The 15,726-nt window shown below is 66.2% G+C and carries 15 protein-coding genes; 1 reads left to right on the top strand and 14 read right to left on the bottom strand.

The window, feature by feature from the left end; genetic code table 11:
* Window positions 1–25: 25 nt before the first annotated feature.
* From NV382_RS15910 to NV382_RS15875, 8 genes are all read right to left on the bottom strand, one after another.
* Complete coding sequence (locus NV382_RS15910; RefSeq protein WP_260597686.1) at window positions 26–562, bottom strand: demethoxyubiquinone hydroxylase family protein; 537 nt, start codon at window positions 560–562, stop codon at window positions 26–28.
* Complete coding sequence (locus NV382_RS15905; RefSeq protein WP_260597685.1) at window positions 559–1,041, bottom strand: disulfide bond formation protein B; 483 nt, start codon at window positions 1,039–1,041, stop codon at window positions 559–561. The genes NV382_RS15910 and NV382_RS15905 overlap by 4 nt, the downstream gene beginning before the upstream one ends.
* A gap of 148 nt (window positions 1,042–1,189) precedes the next feature.
* The gene (locus tag NV382_RS15900; protein WP_260597684.1) at window positions 1,190–2,506 is read right to left on the bottom strand and encodes a S41 family peptidase; all 1,317 of its coding nucleotides are present in this window, start codon (window positions 2,504–2,506) and stop codon (window positions 1,190–1,192) included.
* A 110-nt stretch (window positions 2,507–2,616) separates the two neighbouring features.
* Window positions 2,617–3,804, bottom strand: coding sequence for a murein hydrolase activator EnvC family protein (locus NV382_RS15895; RefSeq protein WP_260597683.1), 1,188 nt, complete (start codon window positions 3,802–3,804; stop codon window positions 2,617–2,619).
* 4 nt (window positions 3,805–3,808) lie between these two features.
* Window positions 3,809–4,231, bottom strand: coding sequence for a 23S rRNA (pseudouridine(1915)-N(3))-methyltransferase RlmH (locus tag NV382_RS15890; protein ID WP_260597682.1), 423 nt, complete (start codon window positions 4,229–4,231; stop codon window positions 3,809–3,811).
* A gap of 3 nt (window positions 4,232–4,234) precedes the next feature.
* On the bottom strand, window positions 4,235–4,666 hold the full coding sequence (gene rsfS, locus NV382_RS15885; RefSeq protein ID WP_260597681.1) for a ribosome silencing factor: 432 nt from the start codon (window positions 4,664–4,666) through the stop codon (window positions 4,235–4,237).
* Window positions 4,667–4,674: 8 nt separating this feature from the next.
* Entirely contained in the window at window positions 4,675–5,316 is a 642-nt protein-coding gene (locus NV382_RS15880; protein WP_260597680.1) for a nicotinate-nucleotide adenylyltransferase, read from the bottom strand.
* Window positions 5,280–6,542: a glutamate-5-semialdehyde dehydrogenase gene (locus NV382_RS15875; RefSeq protein ID WP_260597679.1), complete on the bottom strand. Its 1,263-nt coding sequence runs from the start codon at window positions 6,540–6,542 to the stop codon at window positions 5,280–5,282. The genes NV382_RS15880 and NV382_RS15875 overlap by 37 nt, the downstream gene beginning before the upstream one ends.
* Before the next feature lie 61 nt (window positions 6,543–6,603).
* Here NV382_RS15875 and NV382_RS15870 point away from each other — a divergent pair, with 61 nt between their 5' ends.
* A complete protein-coding gene (locus NV382_RS15870; protein WP_312026756.1) occupies window positions 6,604–7,698 on the top strand; it encodes a DUF3667 domain-containing protein in 1,095 nt (364 codons plus the stop codon).
* 12 nt (window positions 7,699–7,710) lie between these two features.
* On the opposite strand, the gene NV382_RS15865 is transcribed toward NV382_RS15870, so the two are convergent.
* From NV382_RS15865 to ptsP, 6 genes are all read right to left on the bottom strand, one after another.
* Window positions 7,711–8,076, bottom strand: a complete 366-nt coding sequence (locus tag NV382_RS15865) for a hypothetical protein (RefSeq protein ID WP_260597678.1) — start codon at window positions 8,074–8,076, stop codon at window positions 7,711–7,713.
* An 89-nt stretch (window positions 8,077–8,165) separates the two neighbouring features.
* Window positions 8,166–10,124 carry an ATP-dependent zinc metalloprotease FtsH gene (ftsH, locus tag NV382_RS15860; RefSeq protein WP_312026755.1) on the bottom strand — a complete coding sequence of 653 codons (1,959 nt, stop codon included), beginning with the start codon at window positions 10,122–10,124 and terminating at the stop codon, window positions 8,166–8,168.
* Between the two features lie 81 nt (window positions 10,125–10,205).
* The gene (gene tilS / locus NV382_RS15855) at window positions 10,206–11,141 is read right to left on the bottom strand and encodes a tRNA lysidine(34) synthetase TilS (RefSeq protein ID WP_260597677.1); all 936 of its coding nucleotides are present in this window, start codon (window positions 11,139–11,141) and stop codon (window positions 10,206–10,208) included.
* A 127-nt stretch (window positions 11,142–11,268) separates the two neighbouring features.
* Window positions 11,269–12,249, bottom strand: coding sequence for a tol-pal system YbgF family protein (locus tag NV382_RS15850; protein ID WP_260597676.1), 981 nt, complete (start codon window positions 12,247–12,249; stop codon window positions 11,269–11,271).
* A gap of 62 nt (window positions 12,250–12,311) precedes the next feature.
* Entirely contained in the window at window positions 12,312–13,313 is a 1,002-nt protein-coding gene (locus NV382_RS15845) for a helix-turn-helix domain-containing protein (protein WP_260597675.1), read from the bottom strand.
* A 109-nt stretch (window positions 13,314–13,422) separates the two neighbouring features.
* Window positions 13,423–15,696 carry a phosphoenolpyruvate--protein phosphotransferase gene (gene ptsP / locus NV382_RS15840; protein WP_260597674.1) on the bottom strand — a complete coding sequence of 758 codons (2,274 nt, stop codon included), beginning with the start codon at window positions 15,694–15,696 and terminating at the stop codon, window positions 13,423–13,425.
* Between the last annotated feature and the right edge of the window lie 30 nt (window positions 15,697–15,726).

Genomic DNA, 15,726 nt, shown 5'->3' with positions numbered 1-15,726 from the left:
CGGCTGCCCTGATCGTCGACCATGTTCAGATCCGCTGCGCGGTGGCGATCGCCACGCGGCATCCCAGCCGGATAAAGGCGCTGAGCACCGGATAGGCGAACGCGGTTTCCGCGCCCGCCGCCAGCGCCGCTTCGCGATGCTCGACCTCTTCGGCCTGGAAATCGAGAATCGCCACCGATAGCTCGGGGTCGCTGTCCCCCAAAGTGACGAGTTGATCGGCATAATGCTTGTCGATCTCCGTCTCGACCGCGACGGTGCAGGCCATCGCCGCTGCCGGGCCGATCGCCGCGGTGACGGCGCCCAGTGCAAAGCCAGCGACGTTCCAGATCGGCGCGAGCAATGTCGGGCGCACCCCGCGCCGCGCCATCATCGCATCGAAGAACGCGCGGTGGCGCTCCTCCTGCCCGGCCATGCCGGCAATCTGCCGTGCCGCCGGCGTGCGATCGCCCATTACCGCCAGCTGCCCGGCATAGATGCGCACCGCGCCGAATTCACCTGCCTGGTCGACGCGGACCATCGGCCCACTGGCGCGTTTCGGATCACCCGGTTTCCAGCCCGTCATGCGCGTCGTCCCAGCAGATAAAGGATTGTCGCCGAGCCACCCAGCGATAGGATCGCGTTGAACCCGGCAAGCGAGATGCCGAACAACGTCCATTGCGCGACGTCGCAGCGGATGATCGGCGCACCCATGATCCGCGCCAGCATTTCCTCCGGCGTACCGCCCGATCCTCCCATCGTCGAGGTGCAGGCGGTAATCCCCTGCCACCAATGATATTCGACCCCGGCGTGAAAGGCGCCGATCGCCCCGCTCAGCGCGATGGCAAGGGCGGCAAGCAGCACGAGCATCCGCTTGGCGTCCCTGCCCGGCACCACGAAGGCCAAGGCGGCGATCACCACCGCGGCATAATGCGGCCAGCGTTGCCAGTGGCACATCTCGCACGGGTAGAGATGACCGATCAGCTGCGACCCCCAGGCCCCGGCGAGCAGCGCCAAGGGCAGGAGAAGCGCAATCAAGCGGGCAGTGTTGAAAGTGCTGCGCATCAGGCTGCCATCCTGCCAAGCCCTTGTTCCCCGGCGAAGGCCGGGGTCCAGTCGCGGCACGGCCGGTCATGGGCGCTGCGCATTCCTACATCGACCTTTCCGACTGGACCCCGACCTTCGCCGGGGAACAGAGCCTCGACATCTCTCATCACTTCGCCGCCGTCTTCGTCGCCGCGCCAAGCCGCCCCAGCGTCTTCAGCGCGTAATCGAGCTGGAAATCCTCGATGCCCTTGGCCTTCAACTGCTCGGGCGTGCCGGCATAACGCGGATCGTCCTTGGTGTCTTCCTCCAGCACGGCATTGTCCGCCTTCACCTCGTTGATCAGGTGGCGGCGCAGATCGGCCTCGCGGAACACGGGTCGCGTCTTGAAATCGGGATCGGTGATCTGCGGCACGCGGATGTCGGGTTCGATCCCGCCTTCCTGCACGGATCGGCCGGAGGGCGTGTAATAGCGCGAGGTGGTGAGTCGCAGCGCGGTGTTGTTGCCGAGATCGAGCACGGTCTGCACCGACCCCTTGCCGAACGATTTGATGCCCATCACCAGCGCGCGGTGATGATCCTGCAGCGCACCGGCGACGATCTCGGATGCCGAGGCGGAGCCGGAATTGACCAGCACGATCGTCGGCAGCCCGCGCGAGGGATCGCCGCTCTTGGCGTAGAAACGCTCGATATCGCCCTTCTCGCGCCCGCGCTCCGATACGATCTCGCCATAATTCAGGAAATTGTCCGCCACGTTGATCGCCTCGTCGCGCAGGCCACCGCCATTGTCGCGCAGGTCGACGATCCAGCCGAGCGGCGGATGGCCCAGCGACTTCTCGATGCTCATCATCCCCGCCGCCACGGCCGCGCCGGTATTCTCGGAAAAGGTGTTGATGTTGAGGATGCCGATGCCGTTCTTGACTTCCCACTTGACCGGTTTCTGCACGATCTTCTCGCGCACCATGGCAAGCTCGATCGGCTTGTCGCGGCCGGGGCGAACGATGGTGATGGCGATCTTGCTGCCGGGGGGACCGCGCATCTGCGTGATCGCCTCGTCCAGCGTCAGGCCGTAGATCAGCTTGCCGTCGATATGCGTGATATAGTCGCCCGACTTGATCCCGGCGCGATACCCCGGCGAATCCTCCTGCGGCGAGATCACCTTCACCGCGCCGTCCTCCGCCGTGACGGTCAGGCCCAGGCCGCCATAGCTGCCCTGTGTCTGAATGCGCAGATTGTCATAGTCGAGCCCGCTCTCGAACGCGCTGTGCGGGTCGAGCGCGGCCAGCATGCCGTCGATCGCGCCCTTGATCAGCGTCTTGTCGTCTACCTTGTCGACATAGGTCGCCTTGACGCGGGCGAACACGTCCATGAACTGATCGAGCTCGCGGTACGCATTACTGTCGACCTGCGCCATCGCCGCAGTGCCCGCGGGGACGAGGGCGAGGACCGCGGCGATCGCAGTGGCCTGGATAAAGGGACGAGCCATTTCGGTGTTCCACGCAAACGAGACTGAAGGTTGTAGAGCTGTTGCGCCAACTCTAGCGGGTTATCGGGCGCGATCAAAGCGCGCACCGCGTGAACCGGAGATGAGCATGATCAGCCGATGAGCGGGGTCATGTCGACCGCCCGGCCATGGCGGCGCAATTCCACCGTGATACGGGGATCTTCACCCCCCCCCGCGCGCCCGATCACCGCGCCCTGACGCACGCTCATGCCAACCTTGGCCGACGTCGCGGCAAGCCCGATCACCAACGATGTCCATCCCTGACCATGATCGATGATCAGGATGTTGCCGTAGCCGCGGAACGGCCCGGCATAGGCAATCCGGCCTGCCGCCGGGGCGACGATCGCCACACCCGCGCCGGTCGCCAGCGTCAGCCCACGCGAGCGCACGCCGGCGCTCGACAGTTCGCCTAGCCCCGTGACGACCCGCCCGCCCACCGGCAGCCGATAGGGCGGTGACGCCGCGGTCCACGATACCGTGTCGCCGGGCGCGGCAAGCTCCCCCAATTGCGCGGGACGGGGCCGCGGACCGGCGAGCGATTGCAGCGACTGCCTGGTGGCCGACTGGTCGCCCAGGTCGTCCATCAGGTCCACGATGTCGCGGGCGCGTTCGCCAAGCGCGATCGCCCGGTCGGATTCGAACAATGCGTTCCGCCCCAGCATGCGGGAGCGCTCGCGGTGCTCAGCCTCGAGCCGGGTGAGCGCCAGACGCTGTGCGCCAAGATCGTCCCGCGCCGCGGCGAGCGTTCGCGCCGCCAGCGCCGCATCGGCCTGCAGCGCACGCGCGCGGGCGAGGTCGGCGCGAACGTCGGCGGTGCGTGCGCGGATCAACGGCAGCGTGTTGGCGAGCACGGCGCGAACATGGACGATGTCGGTGACCGATCCCGGTTGGACGATGCTAATCAGCGCAGGACGGCGCGCCAGCGATTGCAACGCCGCGACCAGGCGCACGACCGGCCCCTGGCGCTGATCGAGCATGGTGCGCTGCCGCTCGATCAGCTGCCGGATGATGTCGAGCCGGGCCTGCGCCGCAGCGATATCCGCCGCCGCACCCTGGATACGCGCGGCGATCGCCGCCTCCTGCGCCCGCGCCTGACGCGCCTGGTCGCGTTCGCCCGCCGCTTGCCGTTCGAGCGCCGCGGAGCGGGCGGCGGCGGCGGCCGACTGCGCCTTGGCGGCGGCCAGCCGCTGCCGTTGGTCCTGGGCGGGGGCGGATGCGCCGACGCATGTCAGGCCAAGCGCCGCGGCGGCTACAGCCCAGCGTCGTACCCGCCCAGCCAAGCGCCTAGCCCTCCCGGTGGTAGGGATGGTTCGACAGGATGCTGGCCGCGCGCCACAATTGTTCGGCGAGCATCGCCCGCGCCAGCATGTGCGGCCAGGTCGCCCGTCCGAAGGACAGCAGCAGGTCCGCACCCTGCCGATCCGCGTCGTCGAAGCCATCGGCTGCGCCGATCATGAACCTTGTCTCGCGCACGCCATCGTCACGCCAGCGGCCGAGCTTTTCGGCAAACGCCTTGGACGGCAACATCTCGCCGGTTTCGTCGAGCATGACGATACGGATGTTCGGCGCGAGATCCGGCATCTTGCCGCCGGTGTCGGGCAATTCCGTCACCCGCGTGGGCCAGGTGACCCGCTTCAAATATCGCTCGACCAGGTCGGCCTCGGGACTGCGCCCGATCCGCCCCCGCGCAACGATGTGGAGCAGCAAGGCTCAGTCGTCGGAATCGTCAGAGTCGTCGGCCGGGTGCGCCATGCGTGGCTCCTGCGGTGCCTCGGGCGCATCGCCGAACGCCCACATCCGCTCCAGATTGTAGAAGCTGCGCACCTCGGGCCGGAACAGGTGGACGATGACGTCGCCGGCATCGATCAGCACCCAATCCGCCGTCGGCAACCCCTCGACGCGCGTAAAACGGCCGAGCTCGCCTTTGATCCGCTCCTGCAGCTTCTGCGCCATCGATGCCACCTGGCGGGTCGATCGCCCACTGGCGATGACCATGAAATCGGCGATGCTGGATTTGCCCGCGAGCGGGATCGAGATCGTCTGGACTGCCTGATCGTCGTCCAGCGAGGACAGGATCAGCTTGTGCAGCGCGTCCACTTCCTCGGGATCGGTTGCGCGGATGACGGGGGAAGATGAGGCCAAGACTATTCCTATGGACGGGGTGGATGCAGGCGAAACCGCTTTGCCCAAGCGGGGTCGGCCTTGCGCGCGGCAGTCGCGGAGGTCGGGTCGGGGCGGAACCGCAACAGCACGAGTGCCGGCACTCTCCACATCGTCCAGCTCTTTGCCTGGTTCGGCGGTCGCTGCCAGCGCCGGAACCAACCCATCGCGGGAGCCGCGCGGGCAGCATGCTCATAGCCCGGACGCGCGATAACCGCAATCGGCATCGTGCGCGCGATCCCGCGCCAGTCGCGCCAGCGGTGCAACTGGGCGAGATTGTCCCCGCCCATCAACCAGATGAAGCGCGCATCGGGATAGCGGCGGACGAGCTTGCGGAGCGTATCCACGGTGTAGCGCGTGCCGAGCCGCGCTTCGATATCGGTGGGACGGATCGGCGCACGCCGGCTCATCGCCCGCGCCGAGGAAAGTCGGACGGCGTATGGCGCCATGTCCGCCACGCCTTCCTTCAGCGGATTGCCCGGCGACACCAGCCACCACACTTCGTCCAGCCCCAGTGCGCGGATCGCCGCCAGGCTGATCGCCCGGTGGCCGTCATGTGCGGGATTGAACGAGCCGCCGAGCAGGCCGATTCGTTTCAGGGTCGCACCTGGCCGGTGCCTCGCCCGACCCATTTGTAGGTCGTCAGCCCTTCCAACGCGACCGGTCCGCGCGCATGCAGGCGGCCGGTGGCGATGCCGATCTCGCCGCCCAGCCCGAACTCGCCGCCATCGGCGAACTGGGTCGAGGCGTTCCACAACACGATCGCACTGTCGACCGCCGCCAGGAAGCGTTCCGCCACGCGCTCGTCGCTGGCGATGATGGCGTCGGTGTGGTGCGATCCGTGCGCCGCGATGTGCGCCATTGCGGCCTCCACGCCATCGACGATGGCGACCGAGGCAATCGCGTCGAGATATTCGGTATCCCAATCGCGGTCGTCGGCCGGTCCGACATCGGGAGAGATAGCGCGCACTGCGGCATCGCCGCGGATCTCGCACCCGGCCGCCGCCAGTGCCGCCACCAATGCCGCTGCATGAGGATAATCGCGGTCGATCAGCAACGTTTCCATCGCGCCGCATACGCCCGTGCGACGCAGCTTTGCATTAACGACGATCGCCTCAGCCATGCTCGCGTCTGCCGAGCGATCGACATAGACGTGGTTGATGCCGTCGAGATGCGCGAGCACGGGCACACGCGCTTCGGCCTGGACGCGGGCGACCAGGCTCTTGCCGCCGCGCGGCACGATGAGGTCGATCATCCCATCCGCCGCCAGCAATGCGCCCACCGCGGCACGATCGGTGGTCGGCACCAATTGCGTGATGTCGGCGGGCAGGCCTGCTTCGACAAGTCCAGCGGCCAACGCGGCATGAATCGCGCGATTGCTGTGCTGTGCTTCCGATCCACCGCGCAGGATCACTGCATTGCCCGCCTTCACGCACAAGGCCGCGGCATCGGCCGTCACGTTGGGACGGCTCTCGTAGATGATACCGATCACTCCGATCGGCACACGCACACGCGACAGCAGCAAGCCGTTCGGACGCGCGCTACCGTCGATGATTGTGCCGACAGGGTCGGGCAGCGCGGCAATCGCCGCAACCCCGGCCGCCATGTTCTCGATCCTACCTTCGTCCAGCATCAGCCGATCGAGCATGGCACGCGACAGCCCGATCTCTGCGCCATGCGCCATGTCCCGCCGGTTCGCGTCCAGAATGTCAGGCGCGGCCCGGCGCAGGGCGTCTGCACCGGCGGCCAGGCCACTGCTCCGCGCCATCGGCGACAGCGCCGCAACCGCAGCACAGGCGGCGCGGGCGCGCCCGCCCATATCGGCGATCAGGGCTGACGGATCGATCGGCGCGCTCATGCCGCATCTGCTATCACGCACGCTGGCATCGCCAAAGACCCTATCGCTTTCTGGCGGGGCGATGATAATCGTCACACCGATGACGGGGGAAATCGACGCAGCCGGCGACGTCGCCACGGGGATCCTGCTTGGCCGTGCGGTCGAGCCGCACGGCGGCGTTCGCTCGGCGCATGGCCATGGCCATGGCTTGTGCCTCAATTGCGGGACGGCGTTGATCGGCGATTATTGTCACGCTTGCGGGCAGAGCGAGCACGTACATCGCACGCTGGGCTCGATCGGGCACGATCTGCTGCACGGCGTATTTCACTTCGAGGGCAAGATCTGGCGCACCTTGCCGATGCTGGTGCTGCACCCGGGCGCCCTCACCCGCCGCTACATTGCCGGCGAGCGCGCACGCTTCGTCTCGCCGCTCGCCTTGTTCCTGTTCACCGTGTTCCTGATGTTCGCCACGCTGCACACTTTCAGCGGGGATATCGATAGGGGCATGCCGCCGCTGGTGCGTGCTGCCGCGCTCAAGAACATCGACCAGAATCTTGCTGAGACCCGCGCAAAGCTTGCCGCGGCCGAAGCGATCCCGCGGCCATCCACGTCGGACGGCGCGCCCGACACTATCGCCAAACTCCGATCCGAGGTGAAGGGCCTGCAAACGGCACGGCATGCCATGTCGTCATCCTCGATCGGCGACCAGGAATTTACCTTTACCAACATGAAGACCGGCTGGGCAAAGCTCGACCATGGCATTGCCAAAGCCAACGCCAATCCGGGGCTGATGCTCTACAAGCTGCAGTCCAGCGCCTACAAATACAGTTGGGCGCTTATCCCGATATCGACGCCATTCGTCGCGCTGCTGTTCCTGTGGCGGCGGAGCTATCGGATGTACGATCACGCGATCTTCGTCACCTATTCCCTGGCATTCATGATGGGGCTGGTCGTGGTGCTCAACCTGCTGGCGACGATCGGCGCGCCCGGTTGGCTGTTCGGCTGGCTGATCGCCCTGGTGCCGCCGGTACACATGTTCGCGCAGTTGCGTGGTGCCTATCGCTTGCGCAAGCGATCTGCCCTGTGGCGAATGATCGCCTTGCTGGTCTTCGCCTGGCTGGCGCTGATCGCGTTCGTGGTGCTGCTACTCGCGCTGGGACTGGGGCTTACCGGCTGAACTGCCGCCAACTCAGCGACGGCAGGGATATTTGGCCACGATCACCCGCGACAGCCCATCCTTGAAGCTCATCCCGCGTTCCGCTACCGGGATCGTCTCCATCGCTTTAACGAATTCGGTGCTGCTCATCTTGTTCTGACCGCCTTTGGGCGGGCAGGCGATCGGCGGCTTACCGGCTGCCTCCCGCGCCTTCGCTTCGGCCTTGAGCTCGACGGTCGCGGTCTTCGCCTCCGCCTTGATCAAGCTGACGTCGGGCGAGAACAGCGCCATCATGCCCTTCTGCTTCAGTGCCGCGACCTTGGTGAGGAAGGTCTGCACCGTCATGCGCGGAGCTGCCGCTATCGCGGGCGACGCAGTCAGCGCCAGCATTGCGGCCATCAAGATACTTGTCCGCTTCATAAGCAAAACCCTCCCGCAATCATCTGGCGGGAGAGTTATTGCTGCCGGGCTGAACCGGTGATGAGCGATCAGGCGCCGAGCGGACTAGGTGTGCCAAACGGCCCCTTGGGGCGCCGTGTCTTTGGGATGGACGTGCCACCGGTCGGCACCGTCGGGGTCTTCGTACCGGTGTTACGGTCGATCTGATCGCCTGCAATCAGCGACTTGATCTCGTCACCCGATAGCGTCTCATACTCGAGCAAAGCCTCGGCCAGCAGATGCAACTGGTCGAGATGCGTCGACAGCAGATCCTTGGCCCGGTTGAGCCCGCCCTCGACGATACGCTTGATCTCGCCGTCGATCAGCTCGGCGGTCTGGTTCGACATCCGCGCCTGCGGGCCCGAGGAATAACCCAGGAAGCTCTCGCCTTGTGGCTCGCCATATTCGACCGGGCCGACCGCATCCGACATGCCCCAGCGGGTGACCATGTCGCGTGCCAGGCTCGTGGCATACTGGATGTCCGATGAGGCGCCGCTCGATACCTTGTCGTAGCCGAAGATCACCTCTTCCGCCACGCGGCCACCCATCGCCACCGCCAGGTTCGCGTACATCTTGTCGCGATGATAGCTGTACGAGTCGCGCTCAGGCAAACGCATCACCATGCCCAGTGCGCGACCGCGCGGGATGATCGTCGCCTTGTGGATCGGATCCGATGCCTGTTCGTGGATCGAGACGATCGCATGGCCGGCCTCGTGATAGGCAGTCATGCGCTTCTCTTCCTCGGTCATGACCATCGACCGGCGCTCGGCGCCCATCATGACCTTGTCCTTGGCTTCCTCGAACTCAGCCATCGCCACCAGCCGCTTGCCCTTACGAGCGGCGGTAAGCGCGGCCTCGTTGACCAGGTTTGCGAGATCCGCACCCGAGAAGCCAGGCGTACCGCGAGCGATGACGCGCGAGTCGACATCGGGGGCCAACGGCGTCTTCTTCATGTGCACTTCGAGGATCTTGATCCGGCCCTCGATGTCGGGCCGCGGCACCACGACCTGACGATCGAAGCGACCCGGGCGCAGCAAGGCAGGATCGAGCACGTCGGGGCGGTTGGTCGCGGCGATGATGATGATGCCTTCGTTCGCCTCGAACCCGTCCATCTCGACCAGCAGCTGGTTCAGCGTCTGCTCGCGCTCGTCATTGCCGTTGCCGAGACCGGCACCACGATGGCGGCCGACCGCGTCGATTTCGTCGATGAAGACGATGCACGGTGCCGACTTCTTGGCCTGTTCGAACATGTCGCGCACGCGGCTCGCGCCGACGCCGACGAACATCTCGACGAAATCCGAACCCGAAATGGTGAAGAACGGCACGCCCGCTTCGCCGGCAATGGCACGAGCGAGCAAGGTCTTGCCGGTACCGGGCGAGCCCACCAGCAACGCACCCTTGGGGATCTTGCCGCCCAGTCGCGCGAACTTGGTCGGATCCTTCAGGAACTCGACGATCTCCTCCAGCTCCTCACGCGCCTCGTCGATGCCCGCCACATCGGCAAAGGTCACACGACCTTCCTTCTGCGTCAGCATCTTCGCGCGGCTCTTGCCGAACCCCATCGCACCCGAACCGGAATTTTTCTGCATCTGCCGCAACACGAAGAAGGCGATGCCAAGGAAGAGCAGGAACGGCAGCGCCTGAACCAGCATATATTGCCAGATCGACGGGCCTTCCTCGGGCTTGGCCGTGATCACCACGCTTTTCGCGCGCAACCTGTCGGTCAGCTGCGGGTCGGGCATGGCATAGGTCTTGAACTTGGTATCGTTGGTGAGCGTACCCGAAATCACTTCACCCGCGACGTTCACCTCCTTAACGCTGCCTTCCTCGACCTTGTCCAGGAACGTGGAATAGGCGATCGCGCTGCCTGCCGCCTGGCGGTTGGGCGCATCGAACATCGTCACGAACAGCGCCAATGCGAGGAGGATGCCAACCCAGATGAGGAGGCTCTTCATCCAAGGGTTGGGGCCGCTGCCGTCCTGGCCAGGCTGCTTCTCGTTGTCGTTCATGGGTGTGATCGTACCTTTCGTCTCCACCAAGATAGGCAAGCGCAGGTTAATGGCAATGGAACAGAATGGAGATTGCGCTGCTCAGGTCGGCCGGCGGGGCGGAGCGGGCCTGAAAAGCCAGATATTCCCTGTCGCAGAGACCATTACGCCGGCCTGGGTCGCGGATTTGCCGACAGCCAGCGCGTCGAGCAGCGGCTCAATATTGCCGGCAGGGTGTCCGGGAGAATCGATGCACAGCCCCGCATCGCGAACCATTGCGATGCCGCTCTTTGCCAGCCGCCGGCACAGGTCGCGCGGCAGGCCGCTGACATCTATCGCCAACTCGCCGGTCTTCGCGGCCACCGATCTCTCCTGCAGCAGCCATGCCTCGATCGCCCGCAGATCGCCATCGGCTTCGAGAAGGTAACCTGCCGAACGGGCGAGTTGCGCGGGATCGAGCCAGGGCGTCTGATCGAGCAGCGCGCGGAAGCGCGTGCGGTCATGGCGATCGCTGCTGTTGCTGGGATCATCGACGAACGGCAGCCGCCACTCCGTCGCTAGTTGGCGCAACTCGATGCCGCGCCAGCCGAGCAGCGGCCGGAGGAGGGTGATACCGTGGTCGAGCGGCCGCCGCGGGCGGATCGCTGCCAGGCCCGACAGCCCGGAGCCGCGCGCCGCGCGCATCAGGAATGTTTCGGCCTGGTCATCGGCATGATGCGCCGTGGCAAGGATGGTAGCACCATGTCGGCGCGCCCATTTGGTGAGAAGGGTGTAGCGGGCCTCCCGTGCCACCGCCTGCAGATTGGCTGTGCCGAGCGGCGTGGCCGGTTTCAGCGTAGCATGGGGAACACCGGCCTCCGCTTCGTCAGCAACCCGTTCCGACGGGACTTCGGCCGCCGCCGGCGAACGCGGAAGGGCGCTGCAGAATGCGGCGACCATCGCCGCTTCGTCGGCGGCTTCAGGCCGGAGGCCGTGATCGACCGTTGCGGCAATCACTTGGCCAGGCCATGCCGCCGCGGCAAGCGTGAGCAGGGCCATGCTGTCCGACCCGCCTGATACCGCGATGCCGATGCGGTCCGCCGTCACGACCGGCCGGCCGAGGGACGCGGTCAAGTCGGCCCGGAACCGATCGACGGTCAAGGCATCCGTCACGCCGTCCGCGGCGTCACTTCCCGCACTTCTGTGCGGCACGGCCGCGCGCCACGCCGGTCTTCATCGCGTCCGACAATTTGTCCGGATAGACGTCGGTCAGCTCGTCATACACCTTGCAGATCTCGCTTGCCGGCTTCTTCAGCTGCGTCAGCGCCTGTGCGAGATAATAGAGGCTCTCATGCGCGCGGTCGCCCTTGGGCAGCGTGCGGTAGTTATCGTAGAAGGCGAGCACCGCGAGGTTCGGCTTGCCGCTGTCGAGCAGCGCCCGGCCAAGCATGTTCTGCGCACGGCTGACGCGGCGATGGTTGGGAAAATCCTTGGGTATGGATCGGAACTGCGCCTCTGCCTCGGGATACAACTTTGCTTCCCACAGGCGGTAGCCGTAATTGTACGCATCCTCGCCATCGTCACCGGTCGAGGGTTTCTCGATTGCCGCCACCTGCTGCGCACGGGCCGGGTCGCGCGTCGAGGATACCGGCGGCGGCGTAGCACGGCTGGGCACCGTGCCGGAGGGCGTCGGCCGTGTCGTGGGCCTGGCCGTGCTGGGGCGCGACGATGCGATCGGCGCGGGTTCGTCGCCGCCGCCAAAGCTCGTTCCGCCCGTCGACCTGCCGTCTTCCAGCGCCTTCAGCCGTGCGTCGGTGCTGCGCTTATAGGCAGTGAAGCCCTCGTCCATTTGGCGGAGCTTGAATTGGTTCTGTTCGATCTGCCCGGTCAGCGAACTCAGCTGCGATTCGAGCGCATCGACCCTGGCGGTCAGGTCGGTCACGGCGCTGCCCGATGGTGTGCCGCGGGTATCGCCGACGGCCTCCTGGCCGGAAATGTCGGGCTCGATCAGCTTGCCGTTAGCGCCCGGGAACACTTTGCGCTGTACCGCACGCATCTGCCCCTCGAGCCGATCGACGCGGACCTCGACGTTGCCTTGGGCGTGCGCCAGATGAGGCACCGCCGCGGTGCCGAGCAGGATAAAGAACATGGTCGGACAGATACGCATCACACCCCCCCCGGTGACAGGAATAGGATGCTATAGCTGACATGGTCATCCTGTCGCCAGCCTTAAGGAGCGGTCGCCGGCGCGGCGCCTGGCGCGGGTACCGGGGCGACCTCTGCCGGCGAACCGCCACCTGGGCGCGTGACGACGGGCGCACTGTCGCTTGGCGCCGTCGTGGTCGATTGACCATTGCGAAATGCCGCCGGCACCGTGCTGCGACTGTCGGAGGACGTGCGGGCGCCCTGCTGCGCCGTCGTTGCCGCAGGGACAATTGGCGCCGCAGCTGGAGCGCCCGTTGCACTCCGCGCCTGCAATGCCGTCGCGCTGATGCCGACATCCTTGATCGCCACGCGCCCGCTGCCGAGCGGCGGTACGGCCGAGCCGTTGATCGTCACCTGTAATTTGTCCGGTCGTCCGACATTGATCAGCGGGCCATTGGCATCGGCCGGCACTTCGTAACGATCGCCCGATTTCAGCGTGTTCTGGAACAGCGTCTTGCCCGTCGCATCATAGACGCGCAGCCACACCTCGTCGGTTGCGGTCAGCACCACTTGCCCGCCCTGCGGCGCCACCGGTGCTGGCGCAGCACTCTGCTCGGGTGGCGCGAACTCGTTGGTGGTGACCGCGGTAGGGGCCGCTTCCTCCTGGCCACGGAACAGGTTGGTGCCGAACCACAGCGCCATGGCGATCAACAGCACCGCCAGCACCGCCAACGTTGCCAGCACGACACCGCCGGACGGAGTCCGCGACGGCTCCTTGATCTCGTATTGCTCATATTCGGTGCGCTGCACGCCGAGATCGTTTTGCGAACGCACTTCGCGGGCGATCGCCACTTCGTCCATGCCGACCGCGCGGGCATAGGCCTTGGCGAAGCCGACCGCATAGGTCACCGATGGCAGTCCGGTGAAATTGTTGGTCTCGATCGCTTCCAGCTGGCGCAGCGGCACGCGGGTGCGCGCGGCAATCTCGGAAAGTGACAGGCCTTGCGCCTCGCGAGCCTCGCGCAGGCGTTCACCCGCCGTCTTGGGGAACAAGGTCGCATCCTCTGCCGGGACGGGATCGGTCATGTCAGTCTCCGGCAGGAATGTTACGGCCGTTTTTGCCTGCGTATCTCAAGCGTGTCTCACAAAGCGGCCGCCTTGTGTCAACGCCCGAGCAGCGCCAATCATCACGCGCCTACGCCAGTTCGACGCCTTGGTCGCCTGCCCAGGCGGTCAGGCTGGCGCGCATGTCGCGCGGCGGGTCTGCCAGCAGCGTGCGCATATGCGCGACGATCGCGCCATGATCCAACGAGCGGACCATAGCCTTGATCGGCCCGACCGCCGCCGGCGTGATCGACAGGCGATCGATGCCCAGACCGATCAGAGCCATCGCCTCCAGCGGACGGCCACCCATTTCACCGCACACCGCAAGCTGCTTGCCGGCCGCATGTACCGGCGTGACGACGCGCGCGAGAAAGCGCAGGATCGACGGGCTCAGCCAGTCGTAGCGCTCGGCGAGGCGCGGGTTGGCACGGTCTGCGGCGAACAGGAACTGCGTCAGATCGTTGGTGCCGATCGACAGGAAGTCAAGCCGCGGCAGCAGCACGTCGAGCATTTCGGCGAGCGCCGGCACTTCCAACATCGCGCCGTAGCGGATCTCGGCCGGCAATCGCTTGGCGCGCACACGCATCCACTCGCGCTGCGCCTCGAACAAAGCATGCGCCTCGTCGAATTCCCAGGGTTCGGAAACCATCGGGAACATGACGTTCAGCGTGCGACCCGCCGCCGCCTCCAACAAGGCGCGCGCCTGCACCTTCATCAGACCGTCGCGGTCGAGCGCAACGCGCAGCGCGCGCCAGCCCATCGCCGGGTTCTCCTCCTCGTCCCCGTCATGCTTGTTGAGATAGGGCAAGGCCTTGTCGCCGCCGATATCGACGGTGCGGAAGATCACCGGGCGGTCGCCGGCCGCATCCAGGACTTCGCGGTAGAGGCGCTGCTGCTGCGCCTTGGCCGGCAAGGTGGCGGAGACGAGGAACTGGAATTCGGTGCGGAACAGCCCGATGCCGTCGGCGCCGGTAACGTCGAGCGCGGCGACATCGTCGCGCAGGCCGGCATTGACCATCACGGTCACGCGGTGGCCGTCCTTGGTGACCGGCAGTTCGTTCTTTAGCGCCGCGAACACCGCCCGGCGCTGCTGGCGCAGCTGCAGCTTGGTCTCGAACGCCTCTTCCATCGCCGGCGAGGGCCGCGCGAAGACATTGCCCGCGGTCACGTCGAGCAGCAGCAGATCGCCCTCGGCGATCGCCCGGCGTACGCCCTTCAGACGCCCCAGCACCGGCACGCCCATTGCCCGCGCCACGATCGTGACGTGCGCGGTCAGCGATCCTTCCTCCAGCACGACGCCCTTCAACCGGCGACGATCATATTCGAGCAACTCGGCCGGCCCGAGATTGCGGGCGATCAGGATCGTGTCCTGACGCAAGCCGCCTTGCGCCGCGGTACCCATCTGCCCGGAGACGATGCGCAGCAAGCGGTTCGCCAGATCCTCCAGATCGTGCATGCGGTCGGCGAGCAACGGATCGTCGATCTGGCGCATGCGGGCGCGGGTGCGCTGCTGGACGCGCTCGATCGCGGCTTCGGCGGTCAGGCCGGAATCGATCGCCTCGTTGATCCGTCGTGCCCAGCCCTCGTCATAGGCGAACATCTTGTAGGTCTGCAGCACCTCGTCATGCTCGCCGCCGACGCCGAATTCCGCCTGGGAGGCGATCCGCTCGATCTGCTCGCGCATCTTGTCGAATGCGGCATAGACGCGGTGGCGCTCGGCCTCGGTATCCTCGGCGACAGTATGCTCGATCGTCACGCGCGGCTGGTGATAGACGGCATAGCCGCTGGCCATGCCCTCGACGAGCTTCAACCCCGGGATGCGCGTGGGCGCGGTCGATTGCGGGCGGAGCGAGGCGGCGGCACTGGCATCGACCAGATCGGCGTTGGCGATCAGTTCGGACAGCACCATCGCCACGGTCTGCAGCGCCTCGATCTCGACATCGGCATATTTGTGGGGCTCGGCATGCTGTACGCAGAGCACGCCGACCGAACGCTCGCGCCGGATGATCGGCACGCCGGCGAAGCTGTGGAACTTCTCCTCGCCGGTCTCAGGCTTATAGGCGAAATCGGGGTGGCTCGCCGCCTCGTCTAGGTTGAGCGTCTCGCCGGCTTGCGCGATCGTGCCGACGAGCCCCTCGCCCAAGGCCAAGGTGGTGACGTGCACCGCTTCCTGCGCCAGCCCGCGCGTGGCGTAGAGTTCGAGCACGCCGTCGCGCAGCAGGTAAATCGAGCAGACCTCGCTCGACATCGCCTCGCCGACGATGCCGACGACGGCGTTCAGTTTGGCCTGCGCTTGCGTGCGCGACGCCATCACGTCGTGCAGGCGGACGAGGATTTCACGGGCGGAGGCGACGGCGGATGGCATGGGCGCTGGCTAGCAGGTTGAACGAAGTCG

It is taken from the genome of Sphingomonas endolithica (genome assembly GCF_025231525.1).
Classification (GTDB): domain Bacteria; phylum Pseudomonadota; class Alphaproteobacteria; order Sphingomonadales; family Sphingomonadaceae; genus Sphingomonas; species Sphingomonas endolithica.
Note: the sequence above shows the minus strand (reverse complement) of the source record. Positions and strands in the feature narration are given on the sequence as shown.

What these genes read in the sequence shown, in the direction of transcription:
- tilS (WP_260597677.1), bottom strand. Translation starts at nt 11,141, where the DNA reads ATGGCCCTGCTCACGCTTGCCGCGGCGGCATGGCCTGGCCAAGTGATT.
- NV382_RS15865 (WP_260597678.1), bottom strand. Translation starts at nt 8,076, where the DNA reads ATGGCCGCAATGCTGGCGCTGACTGCGTCGCCCGCGATAGCGGCAGCT.
- NV382_RS15850 (WP_260597676.1), bottom strand. Translation starts at nt 12,249, where the DNA reads ATGCGTATCTGTCCGACCATGTTCTTTATCCTGCTCGGCACCGCGGCG.
- NV382_RS15900 (WP_260597684.1), bottom strand. Translation starts at nt 2,506, where the DNA reads ATGGCTCGTCCCTTTATCCAGGCCACTGCGATCGCCGCGGTCCTCGCC.
- NV382_RS15905 (WP_260597685.1), bottom strand. Translation starts at nt 1,041, where the DNA reads ATGCGCAGCACTTTCAACACTGCCCGCTTGATTGCGCTTCTCCTGCCC.
- NV382_RS15910 (WP_260597686.1), bottom strand. Translation starts at nt 562, where the DNA reads ATGACGGGCTGGAAACCGGGTGATCCGAAACGCGCCAGTGGGCCGATG.
- NV382_RS15845 (WP_260597675.1), bottom strand. Translation starts at nt 13,313, where the DNA reads ATGACCGATCCCGTCCCGGCAGAGGATGCGACCTTGTTCCCCAAGACG.
- ftsH (WP_312026755.1), bottom strand. Translation starts at nt 10,124, where the DNA reads ATGAACGACAACGAGAAGCAGCCTGGCCAGGACGGCAGCGGCCCCAAC.
- NV382_RS15875 (WP_260597679.1), bottom strand. Translation starts at nt 6,542, where the DNA reads ATGAGCGCGCCGATCGATCCGTCAGCCCTGATCGCCGATATGGGCGGG.
- ptsP (WP_260597674.1), bottom strand. Translation starts at nt 15,696, where the DNA reads ATGCCATCCGCCGTCGCCTCCGCCCGTGAAATCCTCGTCCGCCTGCAC.
- NV382_RS15870 (WP_312026756.1), top strand. Translation starts at nt 6,604, where the DNA reads ATGATAATCGTCACACCGATGACGGGGGAAATCGACGCAGCCGGCGAC.
- NV382_RS15880 (WP_260597680.1), bottom strand. Translation starts at nt 5,316, where the DNA reads ATGGGTCGGGCGAGGCACCGGCCAGGTGCGACCCTGAAACGAATCGGC.